Origin of the sequence: Variovorax sp. EL159 (assembly GCF_900100965.1) — a bacterium.
GTDB lineage: Bacteria > Pseudomonadota > Gammaproteobacteria > Burkholderiales > Burkholderiaceae_C > Variovorax.
This window is the reverse complement of record NZ_FMUJ01000009.1, coordinates 194,255-220,706: the sequence shown is the minus strand read 5'-3', so window position 1 is coordinate 220,706 and position 26,452 is coordinate 194,255. Positions and strand designations below refer to the sequence as shown.

Annotated in this window: 21 protein-coding genes, 1 tRNA gene and 1 riboswitch; of the genes, 9 read left to right on the top strand and 13 right to left on the bottom strand. The window is 66.0% G+C overall.

From position 1 onward, the window contains the following. Nucleotides 1-177: 177 nt before the first annotated feature. From BLQ28_RS30020 to cysS, 8 genes are all read right to left on the bottom strand, one after another. A complete protein-coding gene (locus BLQ28_RS30020) occupies nucleotides 178-480 on the bottom strand; it encodes a hypothetical protein (RefSeq protein WP_093246977.1) in 303 nt (100 codons plus the stop codon). An 87-nt stretch (nucleotides 481-567) separates the two neighbouring features. Beyond that, nucleotides 568-795 carry a hypothetical protein gene (locus BLQ28_RS32850; RefSeq protein WP_143012604.1) on the bottom strand — a complete coding sequence of 76 codons (228 nt, stop codon included), beginning with the start codon at nucleotides 793-795 and terminating at the stop codon, nucleotides 568-570. 549 nt (nucleotides 796-1,344) lie between these two features. Then, nucleotides 1,345-1,437 (bottom strand) — tRNA-Ser (locus BLQ28_RS30015). Between the two features lie 26 nt (nucleotides 1,438-1,463). After that, nucleotides 1,464-2,732, bottom strand: coding sequence for an aspartate kinase (locus BLQ28_RS30010; protein WP_093246976.1), 1,269 nt, complete (start codon nucleotides 2,730-2,732; stop codon nucleotides 1,464-1,466). A 55-nt stretch (nucleotides 2,733-2,787) separates the two neighbouring features. Continuing rightward, complete coding sequence (gene tilS / locus BLQ28_RS30005) at nucleotides 2,788-3,765, bottom strand: tRNA lysidine(34) synthetase TilS (protein WP_093246975.1); 978 nt, start codon at nucleotides 3,763-3,765, stop codon at nucleotides 2,788-2,790. 7 nt (nucleotides 3,766-3,772) lie between these two features. Next, on the bottom strand, nucleotides 3,773-4,753 hold the full coding sequence (locus BLQ28_RS30000) for an acetyl-CoA carboxylase carboxyltransferase subunit alpha (protein ID WP_093246974.1): 981 nt from the start codon (nucleotides 4,751-4,753) through the stop codon (nucleotides 3,773-3,775). Nucleotides 4,754-4,769: 16 nt separating this feature from the next. After that, complete coding sequence (locus BLQ28_RS29995) at nucleotides 4,770-5,420, bottom strand: DNA-3-methyladenine glycosylase family protein (protein ID WP_093246973.1); 651 nt, start codon at nucleotides 5,418-5,420, stop codon at nucleotides 4,770-4,772. A gap of 17 nt (nucleotides 5,421-5,437) precedes the next feature. After that, on the bottom strand, nucleotides 5,438-6,814 hold the full coding sequence (gene cysS, locus BLQ28_RS29990; protein WP_093246972.1) for a cysteine--tRNA ligase: 1,377 nt from the start codon (nucleotides 6,812-6,814) through the stop codon (nucleotides 5,438-5,440). A gap of 193 nt (nucleotides 6,815-7,007) precedes the next feature. On the opposite strand from cysS, the gene BLQ28_RS29985 reads away from it, so the two are divergent. The 6 genes from BLQ28_RS29985 (at nucleotide 7,008) to BLQ28_RS29960 (ending at nucleotide 11,113) form a co-directional block, all read left to right on the top strand. After that, on the top strand, nucleotides 7,008-7,598 hold the full coding sequence (locus tag BLQ28_RS29985; RefSeq protein WP_093246971.1) for a tetratricopeptide repeat protein: 591 nt from the start codon (nucleotides 7,008-7,010) through the stop codon (nucleotides 7,596-7,598). Nucleotides 7,599-7,684: 86 nt separating this feature from the next. Beyond that, nucleotides 7,685-8,278, top strand: coding sequence for a peptidylprolyl isomerase (locus BLQ28_RS29980; protein ID WP_176801271.1), 594 nt, complete (start codon nucleotides 7,685-7,687; stop codon nucleotides 8,276-8,278). Nucleotides 8,279-8,305: 27 nt separating this feature from the next. Beyond that, entirely contained in the window at nucleotides 8,306-8,818 is a 513-nt protein-coding gene (locus BLQ28_RS29975) for a peptidylprolyl isomerase (protein WP_093246970.1), read from the top strand. Nucleotides 8,819-8,837: 19 nt separating this feature from the next. Further along, nucleotides 8,838-9,614, top strand: coding sequence for a UDP-2,3-diacylglucosamine diphosphatase (locus BLQ28_RS29970; RefSeq protein ID WP_093246969.1), 777 nt, complete (start codon nucleotides 8,838-8,840; stop codon nucleotides 9,612-9,614). Nucleotides 9,615-9,630: 16 nt separating this feature from the next. After that, nucleotides 9,631-10,422, top strand: coding sequence for a M90 family metallopeptidase (locus BLQ28_RS29965; RefSeq protein ID WP_093246968.1), 792 nt, complete (start codon nucleotides 9,631-9,633; stop codon nucleotides 10,420-10,422). Nucleotides 10,423-10,516: 94 nt separating this feature from the next. Beyond that, nucleotides 10,517-11,113, top strand: coding sequence for a hypothetical protein (locus BLQ28_RS29960; protein WP_093246967.1), 597 nt, complete (start codon nucleotides 10,517-10,519; stop codon nucleotides 11,111-11,113). A gap of 82 nt (nucleotides 11,114-11,195) precedes the next feature. Here BLQ28_RS29960 and BLQ28_RS29955 read toward each other — a convergent pair whose 3' ends face one another. Together BLQ28_RS29955 and BLQ28_RS29950 are read right to left on the bottom strand one after the other, a co-directional pair. Then, a complete protein-coding gene (locus tag BLQ28_RS29955) occupies nucleotides 11,196-14,066 on the bottom strand; it encodes a DUF349 domain-containing protein (RefSeq protein ID WP_093246966.1) in 2,871 nt (956 codons plus the stop codon). Between the two features lie 191 nt (nucleotides 14,067-14,257). Continuing rightward, nucleotides 14,258-18,085, bottom strand: a complete 3,828-nt coding sequence (locus BLQ28_RS29950; RefSeq protein WP_093246965.1) for a DUF748 domain-containing protein — start codon at nucleotides 18,083-18,085, stop codon at nucleotides 14,258-14,260. Nucleotides 18,086-18,689: 604 nt separating this feature from the next. Between BLQ28_RS29950 and BLQ28_RS29945 the strand changes: the two genes are divergently transcribed. The 3 genes from BLQ28_RS29945 to nrdR all read left to right on the top strand — a co-directional run bounded on the left by BLQ28_RS29945 (nucleotide 18,690) and on the right by nrdR (nucleotide 21,442). Continuing rightward, nucleotides 18,690-19,526 carry a lytic transglycosylase domain-containing protein gene (locus tag BLQ28_RS29945; RefSeq protein WP_093246964.1) on the top strand — a complete coding sequence of 279 codons (837 nt, stop codon included), beginning with the start codon at nucleotides 18,690-18,692 and terminating at the stop codon, nucleotides 19,524-19,526. Between the two features lie 29 nt (nucleotides 19,527-19,555). Next, nucleotides 19,556-19,681: riboswitch (ZMP/ZTP riboswitch) on the top strand. A gap of 38 nt (nucleotides 19,682-19,719) precedes the next feature. Continuing rightward, on the top strand, nucleotides 19,720-20,964 hold the full coding sequence (gene glyA, locus BLQ28_RS29940; protein ID WP_093246963.1) for a serine hydroxymethyltransferase: 1,245 nt from the start codon (nucleotides 19,720-19,722) through the stop codon (nucleotides 20,962-20,964). Nucleotides 20,965-20,998: 34 nt separating this feature from the next. After that, a complete protein-coding gene (nrdR, locus tag BLQ28_RS29935; protein WP_093246962.1) occupies nucleotides 20,999-21,442 on the top strand; it encodes a transcriptional regulator NrdR in 444 nt (147 codons plus the stop codon). Nucleotides 21,443-21,517: 75 nt separating this feature from the next. Here nrdR and BLQ28_RS29930 read toward each other — a convergent pair whose 3' ends face one another. Genes BLQ28_RS29930 through BLQ28_RS29920 form a run of 3 tightly spaced genes read right to left on the bottom strand, consistent with a single transcriptional unit; the run spans nucleotide 21,518 to nucleotide 26,447 of the window. Further along, nucleotides 21,518-22,105 carry a GspH/FimT family protein gene (locus tag BLQ28_RS29930; protein WP_218121970.1) on the bottom strand — a complete coding sequence of 196 codons (588 nt, stop codon included), beginning with the start codon at nucleotides 22,103-22,105 and terminating at the stop codon, nucleotides 21,518-21,520. After that, entirely contained in the window at nucleotides 22,093-22,512 is a 420-nt protein-coding gene (locus tag BLQ28_RS33410; protein ID WP_093246960.1) for a type IV pilin protein, read from the bottom strand. Before BLQ28_RS33410 ends, BLQ28_RS29930 begins: the two co-directional genes overlap by 13 nt. Next, complete coding sequence (locus BLQ28_RS29920; protein WP_218121969.1) at nucleotides 22,509-26,447, bottom strand: pilus assembly protein; 3,939 nt, start codon at nucleotides 26,445-26,447, stop codon at nucleotides 22,509-22,511. Before BLQ28_RS29920 ends, BLQ28_RS33410 begins: the two co-directional genes overlap by 4 nt. Between the last annotated feature and the right edge of the window lie 5 nt (nucleotides 26,448-26,452).

Below are 26,452 nucleotides of genomic sequence, written 5' to 3'. Positions count from 1 at the left end.
TGCGCGCGGCTTCGATACGATGACGACGCTCGACCACCAGCAACGCCAGATCGAGCGCTTTGCTGATCACCGTGGAGAACACGACGCCGCCAGCAACACCGACCGCGATGGCCGCGAAGATCAAGCGCCAGAGTTCGGACTCCGGCACCACGCAGCCGTTGATCAAGCACCCAAGCATCACGGCTTCGGCGGTTGCGGTTGAGCAGCCTTGCCAACGGGCGTCAGGCCCGTGAGCACCGCGCCGATCTTGCGATCCTTGGGCGAGGGCTTCAGCGAGAACTTCGCGCTGTAGGTGCCGACGCTGGGGGCGTTCTGGCCGCGCATCTTTTCGTCAAGGCGGAGCACGCCGACCGATTCAGGCGTGCCGTCGTCATTCATCAGGATGCACTCGGCCTCTTGCACCTGATACGAGCGGCCCTCGAACGTCTTGTCCTGCACCGGACCGACCTTGATGATTTGAATGAGAGACGTGTGGTTCATGGTTTCTTTCGTGCCGCTATTTCAGGCTTGAGGTTCTGGCGACGTGCCAGCTGGAAGCCCTGACCCGCAGGGCTACGAGCTAGCGGGTCACATGCGCCCCGTCAGCCAGTGCGGGTAGCGATGCCCTACAGAGCGCGCGTGATCGCCGATCTCCAAGCTGTAGTGACCACCAAGCGGTGTCTCATCAGGCGCATCCAATGCCGCGCCGACCTGCCAGTCGATGAACCACTCACCGCGCCACCCACCGGCGATGTCGGCGGTGCAAGGACGCGTATCGGGCGTAAGCACGCCATCGAAACGAAGGGTGGTGTCCACCCCCACCCCGGGCTCAGCGGGAGCCGCCAGACTCGGCACCGAGCCGTTAGCCGAAGCAGGTGGGGGAGGACAGACGGACGACTGCGCGAAGGCAGCGAAAGACACTTGGGCAAGGGACATGGCGGCTCCTAGAATTACCGGTGACTGATAGCAGTGCTACCAGTTTTCGGTATCGAATCTTACCAACCAGTACCAAATTAAGGTAGCAGTATGTCCCTAGTTTTTTCTATCGACTGCGCAGCGGAAATAGTCGGATCGCAAAACAAGCTGGCAGAGCAGCTCGGGATCAAGGGACCAAACCTCTCAGAAATGAGGACCGGGAAACGTGTCTGCCCCATGGGAATGCGCGCACAGATCGCCCACATCGCCGGACACGACACGACACGAGCGATCCTCGAAGGTCTCGCAGAAAAGCTTGATGCGGGGGACGAATGGGAAGGCCAAGCGCTAGCGACGCTGCAAGCCGTGATTGACGCGTTCCCGGAAGACGGAGAACAGAAGCGCCTAGAAACAAAAAAGCCCAGCAGCTCGAAAGCTACTGGGCCTGTTTGGCGGAACCGGAGGGATTCGAACCCTCGATGAGGCTCTACACCCCATACTCCCTTAGCAGGGGAGCACCTTCGGCCACTCGGTCACAGTTCCTGAAAGAAGCCGAGATTATGCCATCGTCAGACGCTCGGTTGGTCCAAATCGAAAGCTTTGTGCAGTGCGCGCACTGCCAATTCCATATATTTTTCGTCGATCACGACCGAAGTCTTGATTTCGCTGGTCGAGATCATCTGGATGTTGATGCCCTCTTCGCTCAAAACGCGGAACATCTTGCTCGCCACGCCGACGTGGCTGCGCATGCCGATACCGACGATGCTGACCTTGCAGATCTTGGTGTCGCCCACGACTTCGGTCGCGCCCAGTGAGGGCATGACCTTCGACTGCAGCAGGTCGATCGTCTTGGCGTACTCGTTGCGGTGAACGGTGAAGCTGAAGTCGGTCTTGCCGTCCTTGCTGAGGTTCTGGATGATCACGTCGACTTCGATGTTGGCGTCTGCCACAGCACCGAGGATGTGATACGCGATGCCCGGCTTGTCGGGCACGCCGAGCACCGAGATCTTGGCTTCGTCGCGGTTGAATGCGATGCCGGATACGACGGCTTGTTCCATGTTTTCGTCTTCCTCGAAAGTGATCAGCGTGCCGGACTTGGCCTCTTCATTGATGTCGATGTCCCACGGCGTGAAGCTCGAAAGCACGCGCAGCGGCACCTTGTACTTGCCGGCGAATTCCACCGAGCGGATTTGCAGCACCTTGGAGCCCAGGCTCGCCATCTCGAGCATCTCTTCGAAGCTCACGGTCGTCAGGCGGCGCGCATCGGGCTCGACGCGCGGGTCGGTCGTGTAGACACCGTCGACGTCGGTATAGATCAGGCATTCGTTCGCCTTCATTGCGGCGGCAATGGCCACCGCCGAAGTGTCGCTGCCGCCACGGCCGAGCGTCGTGATGTTGCCGGCGTCGTCCACACCCTGGAAGCCGGTGATGACCACCACCTTGCCGGCGTTCAGGTCGGCCATCACGCGGGCGTCGTCGATGCTCTCGATGCGGGCCTTGGTGTACGAGTTGTCGGTGCGCACCGAAACCTGCCAGCCCGCGTAGCTCACGGACTCCACGCCTTCGGCCTGCAGCGCAATGGCCAGCAGCGCCGACGACGCCTGCTCGCCCGTTGCGGCCAGCATGTCGAGTTCGCGGCCATGGGCCACGCCCGGTTTGCTCGGCGCCAGTTCCTTGGCCAGTCCGAGCAGGCGATTGGTTTCGCCGCTCATGGCACTCGGAACCACGATCATCTGGTGGCCGGCGCGTGCCCACTTGGCAACGCGCTTGGCGACATTCTTGATGCGCTCGGTCGAGCCCATCGACGTACCGCCGTATTTGTGAACGATCAATGCCATGGATGAAATCAGAGAAAGGAAAAGGGCCGCTTGAAGGGCGGCGCCCTGCAAGCTGTCAGAGCAAAGTCTTTGGCGAGGGCGGGGCATTGTACCAATGCAGGAAATCGCCCTTGCGCTCGGCAAAGCCCGCGCCCACCTTCAGGTGAATGCGATGGCCGCGCGTGGTGCAGGCGCGGACCTGGTCGAGCAGCTGGTCGAGCTGCGCCGCGCTCGGTGCACAGCCGTGTGCCTGCATCAGCCAGTGGCGCAGCACATTGGCCTGCCGGGCGCGCGACAGCGCCTGCAATGCCGCGATACGGGGCGAATCGCCCACCGTTTCCAGGTCTTGCGCCGCCAGTTCGCCGAGCAGTTGCTGCGCCTGGGCCGCGTGGCCGCTGCTGCGAGCGAAGGTGGCGCGGAACTGCGGGAAAACCTGCGCCAACGCAGGCAGCAACACGGCGCGAATTCGGTTGCGGGTGTAGCGCGCATCGCCATTGCTCGGGTCTTCGATCCAGGGCAGATCGCGCCCGGCCAGCCACGCGCGAATGTCTGCGGCTGGGACGGCTAGAAGCGGCCGATGAATGTCGAGCCCGTTGCGCTCGGCATGCGCCGGCATAGCGGCCAGGCCCGGAAGCCCGGCGCCGCGCGAAAGCGCCAGCAGCAGGGTTTCGACCTGGTCGTCGGCGTGATGCCCCAGCGCAATGGCTCTGACAGGCGCCCTGCCCGCGTCCATGCGCGCCATGTCGGCAAACGCCTCGTAGCGCGCACGGCGGGCCGCGTCCTCCGGACTGTCGCCTAGCGCATGCCGCGCATCGACCCGGTGAACGACCAGCGGTACGCCAAGCCGTTCGCACACGGCGCGGCAATGCTGCTCGAAATCGTCGGCCGCGGCCTGCAGGCCGTGATGCACGTGAAAGGCAATCACCTGCCCCGGCCAGCGCGAGGCGCATGCGGCCAGCAAGGCGGTGGAATCCGCGCCGCCACTGAAGCCCACCGCCAACGGCAGTTGCGCCGGCTCGAACGCGGCGATGGCGCGTTCGAAGGCTTCGCTCATGGCTTGCTTATCTGCCGGTGTCGGCCTTGGTGTCGTTGAACCGGCCGTAGCTTTGCAGGCGCTCGTAGCGGCGCTCCAGCAGTTCCTTCGGCTTCAGGTCGCTGACCTGGCGGAACGCGTCGTTGAGCGCGCGCTTGAGGAACGCCGCCATCTGGCGATGGTCGCGATGTGCACCACCCACGGGCTCGTTCACGATCTTGTCGACCAGGCCCAGCGCCTTGAGGCGGTGCGCGGTGATGCCGAGCGCATCCGCGGCCTCTTGTGCCTTGTCGCTGGTCTTCCAGAGAATCGAGGCGCAACCTTCGGGGCTGATGACCGAATAAATCGAGTACTGCAGCATCACCAACTGGTCGCCCACCGAAATGGCCAGCGCGCCACCCGAGCCACCTTCACCGATGATGGTGACGATGATCGGCACTTCGAGCTGCGCCATCTCGAAGATGTTGCGGCCGATGGCTTCGGACTGGCCACGCTCTTCGGCATCGATGCCCGGGTAGGCACCCGGCGTATCGACGAAGGTGAACACCGGCAGCTTGAACTTCTCGGCGGTCTTCATGAGCCGCAAGGCCTTGCGGTAGCCCTCGGGCTTGCTCATGCCGAAGTTGCGCGCAGTGCGCTCCTTCGTGTCGCGGCCCTTCTGGTGGCCAAGCACCATGCAGGGTACGCCATTGAAACGCGCAAGACCACCCACGATCGACAGGTCGTCGGCAAAGTGCCGGTCGCCGTGCAGTTCGACGAAATCGGTGAAGATTTCGTTGACGTAGTCGAGCGTGTAGGGGCGCTCCGGATGCCGGGCGATCTTGGTGATCTGCCAGGGTGTCAGGTCGCTGTAGATGTCCTTGGTGAGCTGCTGGCTTTTTTTGCCGAGCTGATCGATTTCTTCCGAGATGTCGACCGCGGATTCGGTCTGTACATAGCGCAGTTCTTCGATTTTTGTTTCGAGTTCAGCAATGGGCTGCTCGAAGTCGAGGAAGGTTCGTTTTGCCAACGTCTTCTCCTGTTGTTCAGTACGCGACCGGTACGGGGTCGAGAGACCGCCAAATATACCAAGTCGCCACGCTGCAATAAGGCGCCCAGGCCACGGCGACGTCGCGGGCATCGCTCCGGCTCACCGGGTCGCCCGAAAAGTAATTCACGCTGATGCCGTTGAGCAGGCCCAGGTCGTCGACCGGGAGCACGTTCGGGCGCATCAGGTGGAAGATGAGAAACATCTCGGCCGTCCAGCGGCCGATGCCACGGATGGCGACAAGCTCATCGATGATGAGCTCGTCGGCCATGTCTTTCCACGCATCGACGTGCACCATGCCCGAATCGAAATGCAGGGCGAGGTCGACGAGGTATTCGATCTTGCGCGCCGAGAGCCCTGCCCCGCGCATGTCGTCGACCTTGAGCTTGAGCACGTTGGCCGGCGTGAGTTTGCGCGGCAGTGCAGCAAATTTGTCCCAGACCGATTGCGCGGCCTTCACCGAAATCTGCTGGCCGACCACGCTGCGCGCCAGCGTCGTGAAGGCGTCACCGCGCGACTCGAGGCAGGCGTCGCCGAACTTCGGAATCAACCGCTTCATCACGCGGTCTTTTTTGGCGAGGTGCTTGCATGCATCTTCCCAATAGTCCGGCGTGAAGATCTGAACGCTGGTCTTTCGGGTGGCGGGCATGGGGTTCGTGGTTCCGTTCACTGCGCAGCCGCCCAGGTCGTGCCCGTGGGGGAATCCTTGAGCACGATGCCTTGCTCGAGCAACGCCTTGCGGATGCGATCGGCTTCGGCGAAATTCTTGGCGGCCTTGGCGGCAGCGCGCGCGTCGATCTGCGCCTGGATGGTGGCTTCGTCCAGCGTGGTGCCGGCGCGCAGGAAGCGCTTCGGATCGTCCTGCAGGATCTGCACGCACGCGCCCAGTGCCTTCAGCAAGCCAGCCTGCGTGGCCGATTGCGTGCGGTTGACCTCGCCCGCCAGATCGAACAGCACCGCCACGGCTTCGGGCGTTGCGAAGTCTTCGTCCATCGCGGCCTTGAAGCGCGCTGCATACGGGTCGGCCCAGTCGATCTTCACGTCGGCCGGCGCCACGAGGTCGAGCGCCGTGTAGAGCCGCTTGAGCGATGCGCGCGCATCGTCGAGATGCACGTCGCTGTAGTTGAGCGGACGGCGGTAGTGCGCGCGCAGCACGAAGAAACGGATGGTCTCGGCGTCGTACTTCTTGAGCACATCGCGGATCAGGAAGAAGTTGCCCAGGCTCTTGGACATCTTCTCGTTGTCGGTCACGATGAAGCCGTTGTGCATCCAGTAGTTGGCCAGCGGCTTGCCTGTCGCGCCTTCGCTTTGCGCGATCTCGTTCTCGTGGTGCGGGAACTGCAGGTCTTCGCCACCGCCGTGGATGTCGAGCGTTTCGCCGAGCAGCTCGCAAGCCATGGCCGAGCACTCGATGTGCCAGCCGGGACGTCCGGCGCCGAACTCGCTGGCCCACTTCACTTCATCGGGCTCACTGGCCTTGGCGCTCTTCCAGAGCACCGGGTCGAGCGGGTCGTCCTTGCCGTCGAGCACGGCCACGCGCTCGCCCGCGTGCAGCTCGTCGATCGACTTGCCACTGAGCTTGCCGTAGCCCGGAAACTTGCGCACCGCGTAGTTCACGTCGCCGTTGTCGGAGCGGTAGGCCAGGCCCTTCTTCTCGAGCGTGCCGATCATCGACAGCATCTGCGGGATGTAGTCGGTGGCGCGCGGCTCGTGCGTGGGGCGTTCGATGCCGAGTGCATCGGCATCTTCATGCAGCGCATCGATCATGCGGTCGGTCAGCGCGCGGATGGTCTCGCCGTTTTCCACGGCGCGGCGGATGATCTTGTCGTCGATGTCGGTGATGTTGCGCACATAGGTCACATCGAAGCCGCTCACCTTGAGCCAGCGCTGCACCACGTCGAAAGCAATCATCGAGCGCGCGTGGCCGAGATGGCAGTAGTCGTAGACCGTCATGCCGCAAACGTACATGCGCACCTGGCCAGGGTGCAATGGGGAGAATTCCTCCAATTCACGCGACAGCGTGTTGTAGATGCGCAGACTCATTAGATTCGGAAAACGTCGCTTCGCGCACGTGCGGCACGGGCGAACAACGGTGTTTTTCAGGGGTGACGGGGGCAGTGGTCGCGAGGGGTTCGACATGGCCCCTCGGCTACAATCGACCTAGTATAAACGGCACGTGCCAAGTATTTCCCGGGTGTTTCTCAGGCCCGGATTTCCCCACTCCTGCAGAGGCTTCATGAAGCACGCCGCGTTCTCCAGACTCTCCATTGCCTTCGCATTGCTGTTCAGCCTCTGGGGCTCGGCAGCGCATGCCAACGAGTACGACGATGTGAATCTTCTGCTGCGCCAGGGCAAGCCCAACGAGGCGCTCGCCAAGGCCGACACCTACATCGCCGGCAAGCCCCGCGATCCGCAGATGCGCTTCCTGCGCGGCGTGATCCTCACCGAGCAGAACAAGCAGGCCGAGGCCATCACCGCGTTCACGCAGCTCACGCAAGACTTCCCCGAACTGCCCGAGCCCTACAACAACCTGGCCGCGCTGTACGCATCGCAAAGCAAGTTCGACCAGGCCCGCAACGCGCTCGAAACGGCCCTGCGGCTCAACCCCAACTACGCGACGGCGCACGAGAACCTCGGCGACGTCTACGCCCGCCTTGCAGCACAAGAGTACGTGCGCGCGCAGCAATTCGCGAGCACCAATTCGAGCGTCGCACCCAAGCTGGCACTGATCCGCCAGATCTTCACGCCGAAGGCCGAAGCCGATGCGGCCGCACTGCCGACAGCGCCGCTGGTCATTCGCAAGCCGGTCGGCAAACCCAGCAAGTAAGTAACCGTCGCCTTCGACATCGGTGCCGGCACAACGGCGCCCGTTGCGCAGGCCATGCCCTCCCTCATTCGCACCCGGAGCATCACTTGACGATCCATGCCTTCACCCAGTTCAGCCGCCGCAGCGCGCTCGTGCTTGCCGCCGCACTGACCTTTGCCGCCACCGGCTACGCGCAAGCGGCCTCGCCGCGCGTCAAGCTCGCGACTTCGGCCGGCGACATCGTGGTCGAGCTCGACGCCGCCAAGGCGCCCAAGTCGGTCGAGAACTTCCTGCAGTACGTCAAGGACAAGCACTACGACGGCACGGTGTTCCATCGCGTGATCGACGGCTTCATGATCCAGGGCGGCGGCTTCACGGCCGACATGCAGCAAAAGCCCACGCGCGCGCCCATCCCGCTCGAAGCGAGCAACGGCCTGAAGAACGACAAGTACACGATCGCCATGGCCCGCACCGGCAACCCCGACTCGGCCACCTCGCAGTTCTTCATCAACGTGAAGAACAACGACTCGCTGAACGCGCCCAGCCCCGACGGCTACGGCTACACCGTGTTCGGCAAGGTCGTTGCCGGCACCGACGTGGTCGACAAGATCCGCACCGTGCAGACCGGCAACAAGGCCGGCATGCAGAACGTGCCCGTCGAACCCGTCACCATCAAGTCCGCCACGCTGCTGGCGAAGTAATCCGTTTTCCGAAGAAGGAGTCCCCTCATGAGCAACCCCCAAGTCGAACTGCACATCAAGAACTACGGCGTGATCACGCTCGAACTCGACGCCGAGAAGGCGCCGAAGTCGGCCGAGAACTTCGTCTCGTACGTCAAGCAGGGCCACTACGACAACACGGTGTTCCACCGCGTGATCCCCGGCTTCATGGTGCAAGGCGGCGGCTTCGAGCCCGGCATGAAGCAAAAGCCCACCGGCGCCGAGATCCAGAACGAAGCCAACAACGGCCTGAAGAACGACAACTACACCGTCGCCATGGCCCGCACCAGCGCGCCCCACTCGGCCACCGCGCAGTTCTTCATCAACGTGTCGGACAACGGCTTCCTGAACCACACCGCGCCTTCGGCCCAGGGCTGGGGCTACGCCGTGTTCGGCAAGGTGATCAACGGCACCGACGTGGTCTACAAGATCAAGGCCGTGAAGACGGGCCGCAAGTGCTTCCACGACGACGTGCCGCTCGAAGACGTGGTGATCGAAAAGGCTGTCGTCATCGCTGAATGACGAACAGGCGCGACGCGGCATGACCACTGTGGCGAACCCGGCTTTTACCGAGCTGGTGGCGCCGCCCGCGTGGCGCACCGTCGACCTGATCTCCGACCTGCACCTGCAGGCCGGCGAGCCCGCCACCTTCGAGGCCTGGCAGGGCTATCTGCAGACCACGCCGGCCGATGCGCTGATCATCCTCGGCGATTTGTTCGAGGTCTGGGTGGGCGACGATGCCGCCGTCCAGCCCGGCTTCGAGGCCCGCTGTGCCGAACTGCTGCACCGCACGGCGCAGCGGTTGCCGGTGTTCTTCATGCATGGCAACCGCGACTTTCTCGTCGGCGCCGCCCTCGCGGCGCAGTGCGGCTTCACGCTGCTCGACGACCCCACGGTCCTGGTGCTGCACGGCCAGCGCTGGCTGCTGAGCCACGGCGACATCCTCTGCCTCGAAGACACCGAGTACCTCAAGTTCCGCGCGCTGGTTCGCACGCCTGAATGGCAAGCCGCGTTTCTCGCCCGGCCGCTGGAAGAGCGCCGCGCGCTCGCACGTTCGATGCGCGTGCAGAGCGAAGACCGCAAGCGCGATCCCTCCATGGTCTGGGCCGATGTCGACACGGACGCCGCACGCCAGTGGCTGCGGCAGGCAGGCGCCCACGCGATAGTGCACGGCCACACGCACCGCCCCGCCGATCACGACCTCGGAGGCGGCCTGCGCCGCATCGTGCTCAGCGACTGGGACGCGGCCGCGCATCCACCGCGCGCGCAACTGCTTTGCCTGTCCACTGCCGGCGCGCAACGCGTCGACCTGCGCTAGCAGCGCCGCGCCGCCGATGTTCAAGTGGCTGCGCCGGCTGCGCGCCCTGCCCCCGATTCCCGAAGCTGCCTGGCAGTCCGCGCTCAAGCGCTACGCCTTCCTCGGCGACCGCCCCCCTGCCGAACAGCAGCGGCTGCGGCAACTGTGCGCCGAGTTCCTGCGCGACAAGGAATTCCACGGTGCCAAGGGCTTCACCATCACCAACGAAGTCGCACTGGCCATCGCGGCTCAGGCCGTGCTGCCCGTGCTGCACCTCAAGGGCGGCTTGAACTGGTACGACGATTTCGTCGGCATCGTCGTGCACCGCTCCGAGGTCGTCGCCCGGCGCAAGATCGTCGACGAGGCCCAGGTGGTGCACGAGTACAACGAAGTCGTGGCCGGCGAAGCCATGGACCGCGGCCCCGTGATGCTGAGCTGGGACGACGTGCTCGCGAGCAGCGTCACCAGCGAGCGCGGCTACAACGTCGTCATCCACGAGTTCGCCCACAAGATCGACATGCGCAACGGCGACGCCAATGGCTGCCCGCCCTTGCCACCCGGCTTTGCCGGCCGTCGCAACGCGCGCGAAGCCCGCGCTGCATGGCTGGCCGTGCTGAAACCCGCCTACGAGGACTTTCGCGAAAAGACCATCCTGGCCGACCGGTTCGGCGCCGAGCCGCCCTGGCTCGACGCCTACGGCGCAACGTCGCTCAGCGAGTTCTTCGCGGTGGCCTGCGAGGCCTACTTCGTGAACCGCGCGAATTTCGGCCGAGACTTCCCCGAAGTGCTCGCGCTTTTCGATGAATTCTTTCTGCCTAAAAGGCTCTGAGCGCACGCCCTTGCTGGATAGATTGCTACGCAATCGATAGCAATCCAACCCTTACCATTGACGGGTTATCAACTCGCCAAAAAAGGTAAACAACATGAGGGATTGGTTCTATCAACTGACAGGCAAAGCTTGGATTGCGCTGCTGTTCGGCATCGGCATCCTCGGCTGGGCCGCATACGCGCAATTCAAGGCCGGCGCCGACACGCATGGCACGGCCGTGGAAGACCTGGTTGCCAAGAGCGGCACGATCGTCAGCGGCAGCGAAATCACCGAGACCACCAAGCGCCGCCGCGGCGGCAGCACGACGCGCCACTACTTCGTGCTCGACGCCAAGCTGGCCGATGGCAGTACCGAGAAATGGCGCGTGGACTACGCGGTCGGCCGCAAGAAGCTCGAACCGCTGATCGACGAGGCCGTCGACGTGCGCGTCGATCCTTCGGACAACAACCTGGTGTACGAGGTCAAGCTCAAGGGCCAGCCGGTGCTCGCGCTGGCCGAGGTGCAGAAGATCATGGAAATCAAGGACAAGGCAGCCGCATCGAGTGCGACGGACAAGGGCACGCTGATCGTCGGTGCGGTTGCGCTGCTGCTGGGCATCGGCGGGCTGTTCGTCCGGCGGAAGATCGCCAGCGGGTACGCGGCAGAGCAAGCTGCCGCGGTCCAGACGCCGGTGATCGGCGAGAAGGTCTGACGCGGCCCGAAAGCCTGCGTATTCCCTAAAGAAAAGGCGCCCCGCGGGGCGCCTTTTTCATGGTTGTCGGCTGGCTCTGCCCTTACTTGCGCAGCAGCGCCTTCAGCGCGTTCTGCAAACGACGCGCGCTGGCCGCGTCATGCGCCGCAGCCAGCACCTTGCCGGCGTCCTGACCCCAGGTCTGCGCCGGCGCCGGATCGCCGCGCTTCGTCAGCAGCTTGAGCTGCAGCGCGCGGCGCGCATCGAGCTGCTCGGCGGGCGTCGGCACTTCAGCGGCCATTTCGAGGCGCAGCAGTGCTTCGGCGGCATCACCAGCGGCGGCCGTTGGCGCCGAACCCAGCGCCTGCGACCAGCCGGTGCGCACCGCAGGGGTGACCGCGCGGCCGAGTTCCTGCACGCTTGGCAGGCGGGCGGCATCGCGTTGCTCCCAGGCGCCGAGCACCTGGGTCAACGCCTCGCCATGCGCCTGGGCCGCGAGCTTGCGCAGCGCCATGTCCGCGCGCTCGAGCGCCTCGCGCTGGGCGCGGAAGGCGGCGTCGCCGAGACGAGGGCCACGGTCTTCGAAGCGCGGCGGACGGTCGCCGAAACGACCGCCGGGGCCGCCTGGGGCACCACGGTCACCGCGCGCGTCGGAGCGCGGTGCGCCGCGGTCGCCACCCGGGCGACCCGGGCCGCCCGCACCGGGCCGGCCACCATCGCGACGATCGCCGAAACGGCCACCGGCGCCACGGGCGACAGGTGCCGCCTCGTTCTTCTTGCTGCTCGGGCGGTCGTCGCCACGCATGGCCACGACAGGCTTGGGAGCCGGCTTGGGCGCAGCGGCGGGCGCCGGGCTTTCGGCTGCAGCGGCTTCGCCGGCGTCATGTGCCTGGCTGTCCGAGCGGGCCGATGCATCGGCGCCATCGGCAGGTGCCACCAGGTCGGCCGACGCTGCGGATGCGGCATCGGCGTGCGTGCCGGGCGAAGCCTGTGCGTCGCTCGGGCTCGGTGCCTGTCCGGCGCTTTCGCCGAATTCGGCAGCGGCCTGACCCGGTGCAACCACCTCGGTCGCGCCCACGGACGGACCGTCGCTCGCCTGCTCGGCCTTCGGTGCTGGCGGCGGCGCTTCGCCACGCAGCGCGCCTTCGAGGCGGGCGATGGCGGCACGAATCTTCTGCACGTCGCCGCCGGCATTGGCCGCGTCCAGCGCCTTGGAGGCCTCGAGCACATGGCGGTCGTGCTCGCTCATCGCGGACGACGCCTTTTCACGCTCGGCGGTCTTGCGGTTGAAGGCTTCGTCGATGGGCGCGCGGAAAGCGTCCCACATCTTCTGTTCATGGCGGCGGTCGAGCGGCACACCTTGCGCTTCGGCCTGCCAGCGCTGCTGCAGCGCCTTGACGGCGTCGATGCGCAGCACGGGCTGGGCACCCAGCTCGACAGCCTCGGCGATCATGGCCTGGCGGCGTTCGACGCTGGCCTTTTGCGCGGTCTCGAAGGGTGCGCGGGCGGCGCCGAAAGCTTCGTTCCACAGCGGCTGCAGTTCGGCAAACACCTTCTCGCCCACATGGCCGGCGTCGCGCCAGCGATCGGCGAACTGGTGCAGCGCGCGGTTGTGCGCCTTCAGGTCGGCGGCGTCGGCATGCGCGGCAGCCCAGGCCTTGACTTCTTCGATCAGCGCGACGCGATGCGCACGGTGCTCGGCAGCATCGGCGCGCACCTTTTCGAGCCAGGCCTCGACGACCTTGTGGGCCTCGTTGCAGGCTTCGTCGAAACGCTTCCAGAGCGCGTGGTTCGGCACGCCACCCTGGTCGGCCTGCTTCCACTGGTCGCGCAGCGCACGTAGGGTTTCCTGCATCTTGCGGCCACCGAGGGCCTGGCCTTCGGGGCGCTTGAGCAGGCCTTCGGCCTTCGCGACGAGGTCTTCGCGCACCTTGTCGGCGCTCCAACGTTGCCAGCCTTCGAGTTCACCGGCGGCGACCAGCGCGGCATGCACGCGGGCTTCGAGCGGTGCCTCGACCAGCTTGCCATGCTCCTTGAGCACGGCGCGCAGTGCGGCAGCCGCACCGGCGCTCGCCTTGCCATGGCCTTCGGCAGTTTCCTGTTCGAGCTTGGCAAGCGCGGCCTGCACGGCGTCTTGCGCGGCGGCGCGCACGGCCGGATCGACCTTGGGCGCGGCGGGCCGGGCGGGTGCGGCGGCCTTGGGCGCCACGACTTCGCCGCGCGCGGCGCGCAGTTCATCGGCCCACACGGGCACGGGCGGTAGCGGAGCCGCGGCATCGGCGGCAGCGGCAATCGCCAGGGCCAGTGCGCCGTGGAAAGCGTCGGACACCACCAGCAGTTGCGACTTCGACGATTCGAGCTGCGGCGCGAACTTGGCGTCCAGGCTGCTCCAGTTGACGTCGGAGGTGATCTCGGTTGCCTGTTGCTGCCAATGAGTGACGTCGGCGCGCAGCGATTCTTCAGCCGCCTGGGCGTCTTGCCAGCCCTTGGTGGAAAGCACTTCGAAACGCTGTGCCAGCAGCACGGCGGCTTCGCGGTGCACCTGGGCGCGATGCTGCAGGTCTTCGATGCCCTTGACGCGTTCGGCCAGCTTGAGCTTCAGCCCGGCCAGCGGCTCGCGCGACAGCGGCGCACCAGCCTTGGCGGCATCTCGCTGCCAGGCCAGGGCATCGGCGATGTTGAGCTTGGACTGGCCCAACAGCGCCTCGGCCTTCTGCGCCCATTCGGCGGCGATGGCCTCCTGGCCCTTGGCGCGCTTGAGCTCATCGAGTTTCTCGCGCAGCAGGCGCGCGGCGCCCTTGTCGCGACCGCTCAGCTCCTTGAAGACTTCCTGCATCTGCTCGGGCGCGGGGTTGCCCGCGAGCCAGTCGCGGATGCGCGCGGCGCGCTCGCCGGAGGTTGGCGCGGTGAAGGCGCCGCCGGTGAGCGTGTCGAGGGCCTGAAGGTCGTGTGGCTTGGAAGAAGTAGAGGTCACTGCGCGAAATCGTTGTCTTAGTAGAGAAAGCGAAGGCGCCGGCAAAGGCCGGCGCACATCGACATTTTCACCCACTTGCGGTTGGCCGCTGAAATCCGTTGCGGGACTGCGGCGAACGCGGGGCTGTGGGCGGGGAGATTAACGGACTACATATATAGCAAGCTGAAGGAAAAAACCAAGTCCCGGCCTCCTCACTTCATGGTCAGGCTGAGCTCCGCGCCCGGCTTCCAGTCGGCGCCGCTGGCGGTGGTGCGCACCGCGCCGAGGAACAGGCGTTCGCTCGGCAGCTTCTGCGCGAGCAGGTAGTCGCGCACGGCGGCGCCGCGCTCGACCGCGAGCTGCCGCATCGACTCTTCGTCGACCGGCACGCTCGCGAGCAGCAGGTTTTCCATTTCCTTCACGGGCAGGTCCTTGGCCAGGCCGACCATGTTGCGCGGCTTGGTGATGTCGGCGCGCTTGTAGACGGCGGTCAGCAGCTCGGGGTATTCGGCGTCGGTGACAGGCGGCACGTCGGTGCCGGTCTGGCCGCCGCGCACCGCGATGCGGCGCTTCTCGGCCAGGGTGAGCTGGCGCAGGCGCTGGCGCTGGTAGGCGTCGCGCTCCTTTTCGAGGCTGGAGGTGCCGATCACGGTCATCTGCAGCGAAGGCCGGTCGGTCAGGGCCTTCACGACCTTGCCCAGGCTCTCCTTGGCCGAGTCGCTGAGCGTCGAGCTGCCCGGCTCGAAGGTGATGGCGCTCGATTCGCCGCTGCCGCCGCCGAGCCCGCCCGTGAGCAGGCTGAACGGTGCCGTGATCGCCTTGCCGATCAGGTTGACCACGGCCTTCCAGATCAGCGGACCGACGCTGAACTGCGGGTCGTTGAGCGAACCGCTGAGCGGCAGGTCGACGTCGATCACGCCATTGCGGTCGGCCAGCAGGGCCACGGCCAGTTTCACGGGGAGGCTGGCGGGCGCGCCCGCCACCTCGTCGCCGAACTGCAGCTGGTTGAGCACCAGCTTGTTGGTGGCCGTCAGCTGGCCATCGGCCGCCACCTTGTAGTTGACGTCCATGCTCATCTTGCCGCGCTCGATGCCATGGCCCGCATAGCGAACCGAGTACGGCGATAGCGGCGCCAGGTCGAGGTCGCGCATCTTGGCGGTGATGTCCAGCTCGAGCGGCTTGGCCAGCGGATTGAGCTTGCCAGTGATTTCGAGCGCGGCGGTCTGCTGCGCCTTGCCGCGCAATTCGAGGTCGGCCAGCGCGGGCCGGCCGCCCTCGCCCTTCGGCGGGTTCGACGAGAACGAACTGAGCTTGCCGGTCAGCTCGCTGAGATCGGCCGAGTAGTTGGGCTTGACGAACAGGTCGGTGAAGTCGATCTTGCCGTTGACCAGGCTCATCGGCCCGAAGTTGATGACGGGTGCCAGGCCCGCGTCGGCCGCCTGCGCGGTGGCAACGGGCGCTGCGGCAGCCGCCGGCTTGGCCGGTTCGGGGGCTCCGCCGACCATGGCTTCGGCCGACACCGGCGCGCCGCCCGTCGCCTTCGGTGCCGGCGCAGCGCGGGTTGTGGTGGTGGTGCCACCCGGGCCCTTGCGGGTGCTGGCTTCGCCAGCCGCTGCTGCGGCGGCATTGGCTTCGGCCTCGCCCTTCTTCGTCAGGTTCAGCAGGTTGAGCCGGCCGGTCGGATCGACGATCACGCGGGCGAAGAAGTCGGTCAGCGTGGTTTCGCGCACGTCCACGGCCGGCGCGGTGTTGGGTGCCATGCTGACCTGCAGGCCGCGCAGGCTCAGGGTCTTCCAGCTCAGCAACTGGTTGTTGTTGCGGTCGAAGCCCGGCGACTGGGTCAGCGAAACGCTGTTGGCACGGAAGTCGTCGAGCGCGGTGTCGCCAGCCAGCTTGACGCTCATGCCCGCCGGAGTGGTCGTGTAGTGCACCGTGCCGCGGTAGCTTGCGAAGGCGCGGCGGATGTCGACGTTGAGCGCGTCGGCGTAATAGGCCTTGAAGGCATGCGCCGGGAAAGACGCGATCTCCAGTCGGCCTTCGGCCGCCAGCGGCTTCAGCACGAGGTTGCCCTTGTAGTCGAAGCGCCCCGGATCGGCCGAGCGGCCCGCGGACCCGATGCGCCCCGAGACCTGCAGCGGCGAGACGGTGTTGGTGTCCGGCGCGATCTTCTGGGCATTGAGCTTGAAGGCCGTGACCTCGACCGCCACTGGCGTGGCGCTTGCCTTGTCTGAATAAGAAAGGCTGCCGTTGTCGACCGCCACGGTGCCGATGGTCAGCGCCCACGGCTTGGTGTTGGCGCCGGGCTGCGGCGCTTGCGCGGCGGCGGGCTTCGGCGCGGCCACCTTGGCTTCGACCTCCTTGGTGCCGCCGCCGGCCGGCGTCTTGAGCCAGCGCTCGAACATCCAGCGCTTCTCGTTGTCGCGCTCGACGCGCACCTTGGGGTTGGTCGCGGTGAACGAGGCCACGTTCAAGGTGTGCTTCGTCATGTCGACCTCGGCATCGACCAGCTCGAAGCGACCGACGCTGGCCAACGCGGTCTTGGCCTGCGTCAGCGCCAGCCCGTCGGCGGACAGGCGGCGCGCCTTGAACTTCAGCTCGGGCTGGGCCCAGGCGATGTCGATCTGCCCGCTGAGCTTGCCGTCCAGCGTGGGCTCCAGGCTCTGCGCCAGATAAGGCGCGGCGAGCGACAGCGGCAGCGCATCGACCTCGGTCTGCACATCGGCCACCTTGTCGGTCGCGCTGCCCTTGAACTTGAGGCTGGCGCCGGCGATGGCGGTGCCGCCGTTGAACTCGGCCGGCTTTTCCATCGGCCAGGTGACGCCGGTGACGTCGATGCCGAGGTCGGTCAGGTCGACGGCGGCAGCGGGCTTGACGGTCTCGTCGCGCCAGCCGATACGGCCGCCGCTCAGCGCGACCTTGTCGACCTGCACCTTCAGTGCGGCTTTTTCAGCCGGCTTGCCCGCGGGAGCGCTGGCGGCCGCGGCGGGCAAAGGCGCCGCCTTCTCCGTTGCACCGGTGGCGGGGTCGGTGGCCAGCAGGTTGAGCTGACCGGCCGCGTCGCGCGCGACAGCCAACTGCGGATTGACCAGGGCGATCTCGCTCAGATGGAACACCGACTCCAGCGGCCGCACATCGGCAAGCGCCAGCTTGAGCGACTCGAAGCCCAGCAGGTCGCGGCCGCGCGCGTCGGCCACCTTGGCGGTGTGCGCCTCGACGGTGCCGGTGATCTTCAGGCCGGTCGTGGCGCCCTGCTCGAAGCCGATCTTCAGGTCGGCGTCCAGGCTGCCAGCCTGCAGGCGCACCGGCAGGCCGCCGGGGATGTAGCCGAGGTACGGCACCAGGTCGAGGCCCTTGAACTGCACGTGGGCGTCGGTCTTGCGGTTTTCGGAAAAAGGCGCGGTGAAGGCGGCCGAGTCGAACTTGCTGCCGTTCAGCGTGAAGGCGAGCTTGGGTTCGGTGTTGACGTCGCGCTTGGAGGCAAGGTTGCTCAGAAAAGGCACCTGGAGCACGAAGTCGCGCAGCTCGTGCTTGCGATGGACCGTCTGGTCGTCGAAATCGACCGAGCCGCCATTGATCGCGATGTTGTAGATGGCAAAGCGCGCCGGCTTGGCGTTCGGATCGGGCGGCGGGCCGGCCGAGAGCTTGGCCAGGATGTCGTCGATGTCGTATTTGCCGTCGGCCTGGTGCGTGAGCAGGATGGCGGGGCCATCCACCGTGACCGCATCGACCACCGGCGCGAGACGGAAGATCGACTGCAGCTCGCCGTCCGCGTAGATGCGCTGGATGGCCACTTGCGACTTGCTGCCGTCGGCGGTGGCAATGCGCAGGTCGCTCAGCGTGAGCTCCAGCGTCCAGGGCTTGAAATCGACCTTGCCGACCGTGACCTGCCGGCCGAGTTTCTCGCTCGCGATCTTCTGGATCTGGCTCTTGGCAATCGGAGGCACCGCCAGCCAGGCAATGACCCAGAAGGCCAGAAGAACCAGCACCGCGACGATCCCACGTCGCACCCATTTGTTTTGTTTGATCGAAGCTACGTTCATCGCGGAAGTGTTCCGCAAACGCGTGCGCAATCCCAGAAGCAAGAAAGCCCGGTGGCTCGACGGGATGTCTCGTCACCGGGCTTGATGGCGGGCACAAGACCCATGCCATCGATTCGCGCGACCGGAAGTCAATGGTTCCCGCCGTGCTGGCAGCAAGAGATTGCCACCGTGGATCCTCGGTCTTTCGAACCCTTGACTTGCACCTCGGGCTGCCGGACCTCGGAAAAACGCCTGAAACCTCAGGCCCGTTCAGATTAGGTGCCGCACCCTCGCATTGCAAATCGAATCTTCCGAGGGCTTTCCCTTAAGCCGAAACACCTCTAGCGCGGTCAATTTTTTAAACAACTATTAGCATAAGAAACCAATTTGTTATACTTGACCGTGTATTTAGCCACGCTAGAATCCGGCCTGCCCTGACTGCCGGACGCAGCGGGGCCTCCCTGAATCCGCTGCCGAACTACCCCCCCGGCTTGATCAGGTCACCGCGCTCCTAACCCCTCCTTCCATGCGCGGAACCTGATTCGTACCAATCCAAGCGCCGTTGCCCTCATCCCTCGCCTGCTCCAGGCGTTGCGGTTCGGGTGCCGCACAGAAAGGAAGAGCGATGAACAAGGCGTTTGATGCCACAGCCCGCGGGCTAAGGACCTTTGTGTCCGATGTGGCAGACGGCTTTTTTGAAATCACCCATAACGGGTTCGCACTGGTCGGTCTGGCCATCGTGTTCGCGGCCCTCGCCCTCGTGGCGCGGCCCGACCTGCGCAAGACCGGCGAAGAGCAATTGATGGGCTGGCTGCAGTCGCGCAAGCCCGCGCCTGAAGCCACCGACCTCGAGCCGACCGCCATCGAGCGCACCACGGCCGCGAGCCCCAGCGAGCTGCCCAAGCAGCAAGCCGCGGTGGCCTACTGGCTGAGCAAGAAGTACCGCGTGGCCGCCGAGCCGCTGAGCGTGCTGGTCGCCGAGGCCTATGGCATCGGCAAGCGCACGAAGATCGACCCGACGCTGATCCTTGCGATCATGGCCGTCGAGTCCAGCTTCAACCCCTTCGCCCAAAGCCAGGTGGGCGCACAGGGCCTCATGCAGGTCATGACCCGCGTGCACGGCGACAAGTACGAAAGCGCGGGCGGCACGCTCACCGCCTTCGACCCGGTGACGAACATGCGCGTCGGCGTGAAGGTCCTGCAGGAATGCATCGCCCGTGCTGGCTCGCTCGAAGGCGGCCTGCGCTACTACGTGGGCGCGGCCAATCTCGAAGACGACGGCGGCTACGCCAGCAAGGTGATGGCCGAGCACGAACGCCTGCTGCAGGTGGCCAACGGCCGCGCACCGTCGGTGCTGCCGCCGGCCGTGCGTTCGCAGCCGATCCCCGTGGTGGCGCCGGCCAAGCAGCCGGAAGAAGGCGCCGAGCCGGCCAAGGTCGCGCTGCTTTCCGCCGTTTCCTGAAGTGCTGGTGGCCGGGTGTGAGCTACACTCGGCCGGTACGCGACTGGCGATAGGCGCAGCACCCTGAAAAGGTGCCACGCGCTGACGTGGAATACCACTGGGAAGCGTGCCGCCTGACCACAACAGGCGTTCAGCCGTTCGCCTGGGCAGCCCTTGTTTGGTTGAACAAGGACCTCGTCTTCAAAGGACTGCCATGTACCAACGCAATATCCTGGTCGAACAGACCGACCCCGAAATCTGGGCCGCCATTCAAGCCGAAAACGCGCGCCAGGAACATCACATCGAGCTGATCGCCAGCGAGAACTACGCCTCGCCCGCCGTCATGGCCGCCCAAGGCTCGCAGCTCACCAACAAGTACGCCGAAGGCTACCCGGGCAAGCGCTACTACGGCGGCTGCGAGCACGTCGACGTGGCCGAGCAACTGGCCATCGACCGCATCAAGCAGATCTTCGGTGCCGACGCCGCCAACGTGCAGCCGCATTGCGGTGCCTCGGCCAACGAAGCCGTGATGCTCGCCTTCCTGAAGCCCGGCGACACCATCATGGGCATGAGCCTGGCCGAAGGCGGCCACCTGACCCACGGCATGCCGCTGAACATGAGCGGCAAGTGGTTCAACGTGGTGAGCTATGGCCTGGACGCCAACGAAGCCATCGACTACGACGCGATGGAGCGCAAGGCGCACGAGCACATGCCCAAGCTCATCATCGCGGGCGCCTCGGCCTACTCGCTGCACATCGACTTCGAGCGCTTCGCCAAGGTGGCCAAGGACGTCGGCGCGATCTTCATGGTCGACATCGCCCACTACGCCGGCCTCGTGGCCGCGGGCGTGTACCCGAACCCGGTGCCGCACGCCGACATCGTCACATCGACCACGCACAAGAGCCTGCGCGGCCCGCGCGGCGGCATCATCCTGATGAAGTCGCAGCACGAAAAAGCCATCAACAGCGCGATCTTCCCGGGCCTGCAAGGCGGCCCGCTGATGCACGTGATCGCCGCCAAGGCCGTCGCGTTCAAGGAAGCCATGTCGCCCGAGTTCAAGGCCTACCAGCAACAGGTGGTCAAGAACGCCAAGATCGTGGCCGACACCCTCACCGAGCGGGGCCTGCGCATCGTGAGCGGCCGCACCGAAAGCCACCTGATGCTGGTCGACCTGCGCGCCAAGGGCATCACCGGCAAGGAAGCCGAAGCCGTGCTGGGCAGCGCCCACATGACGATCAACAAGAACGCGATCCCGAACGACCCCGAAAAGCCGATGGTCACCAGCGGCGTGCGCATCGGCACCCCGGCCATGACCACCCGCGGCTTCAAGGACGAAGAGGCCCGCATCACCGCGAACCTGATCGCCGACGTGCTCGAGAACCCGCGCGACGCGGCGAACATCGACGCGGTGCGCGCCAAGGTGCATGCACTGACGAGCCGGTTCCCGGTCTACCGCTGAACCCCGAAGCAGCGCCCGGCATCGTGATGGCCGCATGAAGTGCCCTTTTTGCGGTCATCTTGAAACGCAGGTCGTCGAGACCCGCGTGTCGGAAGACGCCGACTTCGTCCGCAGGCGCCGCCAGTGCAGCGCCTGCGACAAGCGCTTCACCACCTACGAGCGGCCCGACGTCAATTTCCCGGTCGTCGTCAAGAAGGACGGCAGCCGCGCCGACTTCGATTCGAGCAAGGTGCGCGCCTCGATGATGCTGGCGCTGCGCAAGCGGCCGGTGAGCATCGAGCAGATCGACAACGCCCTGCTGCGCATCGAGCAGAAGCTGCTGGCCAGCGGCCTGCGCGAAATCGACTCGACCAAGGTCGGCGAGCTGGTGATGCGCGAACTCAAGCGCATGGACAAGGTGGCTTACGTGCGCTTTGCCTCGGTGTATCGCAGCTTCGAAGACGTGGACGAGTTCCGGCAGCTGCTGCGGGACATCTGACATCCGTACCGTGAATGAACCTGCAGCGCGCCCCGGGCACGCTGCGGTTTCTTCACCCCCTGCCAGCCGGCCGCCTCATGCGCCACCCTCTTCCTCCTGTTTGCCTCCCCTGCCGCATGCCCCAGCGCCGCAGTCGCCGCGCCGGTCCGGATCGCAAACCCTCGCGCGGCCCGATCCTGAAACGATGATGGATGCCCTGCGGCCGGTGTCGGCCTTCAGGGTGAGGCATCCGGCACCGAAGGCGCCACTGGCTGCCCGGCGGGAAAAGCCATTGCTGTCGTAGCGCAGCCCCTGGACAAACCCGTCTCCAAGCGCAGCATCGACGCTTACCCCCTCCGGCAATTGCTCGAAACTTCGCAGGACCTGGCGCGGCGGGTCGGCCCCGGCCATCACGGACCAACCACTGCCCCAGTCGCCGCCACCCGAGCGCGCCAGCACCCTGACGCTCTCCGAACGCTGGATCGCCTCCATGCGTGCAAGACTCAGCGCGGCATTGAACCCCTGCGCAGCCGCCGCCAGCCGCTGATTGAGCAGCAGATCGCGAAAGCTCGGCACGGCGACCATTGCCAGCACCGCCACGATGGCCACGACCACCATCAACTCGACCAACGTGAAGCCACTGGCGGGCTTCACCCCGCAGCGCAACGCCTTCACTGCCAGCACCTCTCGCGCAGCAGGCCGTCGCACCCTTTGCCACCCATGCTGTCGATCCAGAACTTGCCGGCCATCGGATCGGAAAGACCAGCCTTCAGGGTTGCCGTCAGCCGGACACAGCGTTCGATGTTGCCGTGCCCTTCGCAGGTGCCGCTTTCAACGGCGTACTTGCCACCCGCCCCGCCATCGCCCGAGTCGCCCTCGTAGGGTCTGTAGCGGCCGACCTGGGTGAAGTGGCGTTCCTGCTGCTGCATCTGCTGCATCAGCGCGGACCGCGCTTCACTGCGCCAGCTCTTGCGCACGAAGTCCATGTACGACGGATAGGAGATGGCCGCCAGGATGGCCACGATGGCGAGCACGATCATCACCTCGATCAACGTGAACCCTCGAATCCTCGATGCTGCTGTCGCGCTCATTGCTTCTTCGCTCCCCGGTAATCGATGACCTGCCGCCAGTTCAGCCGCCCTGCCACCTGCGTCCCCTTGCCGCCCTCGGCAGGCCGGGCCGTCGAGACGCCGCCCCGGCCGCCCAGACCGATGACGGACAACCGCCGTGTGACGGACCGGCGCCCGAACGCATCGGTCGCGCTGTAGGTGGCCTCCCCCAGTTGCACCAGATGCGTCGTTCCTGGCAAGGCCGCCTCCAAAGGCTCGCAGGTGCCGGCCTTCGAGAGCCCGGTCATCGCATTCACCGCGCAGCTGCGTCCACCCGCATCGCCACCGCACGCGCTGGCCCGCGGAATCAGCGTGCTGAAGAACAACTGGCCATCGGCCAGCACCGGCCTGGACACCAGCCGCTCTCCCTGATCGGGTGACGCCGGCAGATCGAAGTACCAGCCGCGCCGGCTCGTCGTCTTGCGGTCGAAGGCGCCGTACACGAACGCATCGCCATCGATGGACGAAAGCGTCTGCCCCGCCACGACGGCCGGCTTGCGCGGTTGGAGCTGCGCTCGCGCGGCGCCGGCAGGAACGGCCGTGCCGTTGTCGTAGACGGCGTACATGGTCTGCAACCCATGGTTCGAGCGAGCCAGGTCTTCAGGGCTCACGAATTTCCCGGTGCCGAAAAGCACGATGGCGTCGCCGCCCGGCCCAACGCCGACCTCTGGTTGCACGGTGATCGGCTGGCGCCTGGCAGCCATGCCGCCCTCGGCCACCGTCGCGACCATCAGCGGCTCGCCCTTGAGCCCCAGCGCGTTGCCTTCGCTCCACGGTGCATTGCCGGTGAAGTCGAACTTCCACAGATTGCCCTGGGTGTCACCGGCATAGAGGAATCGCGTGGCGCCGTCGGCCGCCGCATAGTCGCCCGGCACGCTCAACGCGTTCACCATGGTGTTGTCGGCCGGGCGAGGCAGGACGATCTTGTGGAAGTTGACGCCCCGCGCCCAGGCCGCGCCCGCCGGCTTGTCGAGTGAAAGCAGGAACAGCGCGGCACGCTTCTCGGGATTGGCGTTGTTGAAGCCCGAAGGCACGACGGCAAACCAACGGTAGGTGGCTGCCCCCGCGCGGCCAGCCGCCGAGGTGCGGAACCTCAGCACGCGCGGCGCCTGCGTCAGGTGGCCCATGTCCGCGTCGTCCGCGGCGCCGAACTCCCACATCACCTTCGCGGCGGAGAACGCCGCGGGGTCGCTCACATCGAGGGCGAAGACACCGGTGGCCCCACCGCCGGCGCCGGAGACCAGCACCGTCCTGCGCACGCCATTGGCCATCGGCACTTCACCGATGACTGGCGAGCCGTCGACATGGCTCTGGTGAATGTAGTCCGGCGAGGTGTACGCCGCCAGCCTGGGGAAAATGCCGCGCGGCACATAGGCAAAGAGCTCTTCGCCTGTCTGCGCGGAAAAGGCGTGAAGCATGCCGTCGTTGGCGCCGACGTACACCGCCGCCTGCCGCCCCTGCCGTGCGCTCACGAACAAGGGAACGGAATGGGCCACGTCGCCCATGACCGAATCGCGCACCCGGAACACGCCGCCCGGCATCGACTGTTCCTTGCGCCGCTCCCCTCGCAGATAGGCCAGCCGCTCGGGGCCGAGATCATCCGATGCGGAGGGCTCAGCGTAGGGTGTGGCGTCCAGGTGGCCGCGAAGGGCTGAGTCGAGTGCGGTCCATTCGAACGGGATGCCGACACCGGCTGTCGACAGGCTGAAGATGCGCCTGCTCGACAGATCGCGTGCCGCCACTGGTGGCTGGGCTGCCGGGTGGCCGGTCAACAAGGCGCCCGCGTCCCAGTCGGGTCGATCGCCACGCTGCACCCTGCCAGTGCGGGCATCGAGCGCGAGCGGGTATGACAGCAGCGTGCCCGCCCACCGATGTCCGCCGGACTGCGCCAGGTAGAAATTTGCCCCTGCCTGCGCGAGCCGGTCCGACGACATCGCGCCGCCGGTCACACCGCGCGCCGATGGCGCGGCCGCCTGCTGGAAGACCTTGCGGATCGCCGACACCACCTGCCGTGGGTCGCTCGCCAGAAAGTAGTTCAAGGGCTTCGGCTGCCCATCCGCATCGAGGCCGTCGGCCCATTCGGTGTTGCTCGCCACATCCGGGCGCCCTGCGCCGTCGGACGCCCGGAACGGGTTGCCGTCCTCGTTGCTGTCCGTGAAACCGCCGTACTTGGCGGCGAGATAGAAAACACTGCCGCGCTGCTTCTGCCGGATCGCGCTGTCTTCGCCTTGCCCCAGGTCGATGGCGAAGGTCTGCACCCGCGCATCCGGCAGATCGCGGCGAAGCTGCTGCGTGCGCGCCCAGTACGCCAGCCCCGCCATGCCGAACGAGCCTTTGTCGGCACCGGTGTCGGCGGTCGCGATGTTGCTCGACGTGAGCCGCGCGCCGCCCTTGTAGTTGAAGGCGGGCAGACCGCCGTTGCCCGTGGTCACGAGGCCCGTCTTTGCGGAGGGGTGCGCGTAGGAAAGCACCTCCCTGTTCTCGAACGCGCCGACCAGGCTTGTCCAGTGGGCCGTGTCCGGTTCGTAGGCAGCGCCGTTGAAGCCGCGATGGAAATCCGCAAGCGAATCGCCTCTGGTGCTGCCGGGCAAGGAGCGGTCGTGGTCTGTTTCCAGATCGCCGATCGCGAGGATGTGCCGCCTCTGGCAACTGGCAACAGCTGATTGCGTTCGAGCCTGCGTGCCCACGCCCCAGTGATTGGTGCCGTTGTAGACGGGAAGGCCGCCCTTTCGAACATCGTCGCCCGGCGTCAGACCCGTCACGGCTTGCGGGCTCGGCGGCTTGCCCTGGAGATAGCGCAGCGACTCGTAGTAAAGCTCGCCTGCGGGATCGAAGCTGTTGTAGCTGCCCGGCCGCGCACCGCTGCGCCCGAAGCGGTTGATGGCGTTGACGACACCGCTGAACATTGCGGTGCCATCGTGGGCGCCAGCGGAAGACATGGGGTCGGCCTTGAAGACGCCGGTGTTGGCATCCCATTCCGCCTGCGTGTTGTCTACCCGATCGAACGCGGCGTCGATCTTTGTGGGGCCCGTGTGCGTCATGGGCGCGCGCAGCACGCCGCCGTAACGCGCAGGGTCGTCGTCCACCAAGTAGCCGAAGACGGAAAAACGCATTCGCTCCGAATGCGCCTGCAGGGCGCCGATGGGCTTGTAATGGCCGCTGGGGTACTTGAAGCAGAGATTGCGACGCGTTGCGGCCTCTTCAGGCGAGCAGACTTCCACGCGTGCAACGTAGGGCGCGCTGGCAAGACCCGGGCCGTGGTGCTGGTCGCGCCCGGGTTCGAGGCAAATCCCCGTGGCGGTCGGGCCGATGAACAAGCGGTCGAGGCAACTGTTGAAGTGGATCGTGTCCGTGGCACGCACACCATCGGCACCGCCCGTGACCAGCGGCGTGAGCTTGTCCAGGTTGCCCGTCAGGGCCTTGTCGGCGAAGTGGCTGCTGCGATAGAACGCTTCCGGCAGCACGGCGCGCTGCAACACGGTCCGGCCGGGCTCGTCCACCACGCGATCGCCGCCTGTCAATGCAAGGCGCACCGCATCGAGGGTGGAAGACGCCGCCCAGTTCAAGAGATTGCCGCTCCACTGGTGGCTGCAAACGATCTCTCCGCCGCGGTCCCTCGTTGCGTTGGACGTGCGCTTGAAAAGCACCTCGGAACTCGCATAGCGATAGCAACCCATCGGGTCCCAGTAGCCCGAATAGGTTTGCGTCCAGTCGAAACGTCCCCGGTAAGCTGCACCGGCATTCGCAACCTTCAAGGCAAGGTCAATCACCACGTGAGGATCAGCCTGCGCCGCCAGCGAGGCGAGCGGCTCGTCCGGCAGCACCGCATCGGGCGGCAGCGCCGGGCCGGCGGCTTGCGCACAACCGACGACGCAAAGAAGCAAGGCGGCAATGCCAGCAACAGGAAGACCACGCATGCAGG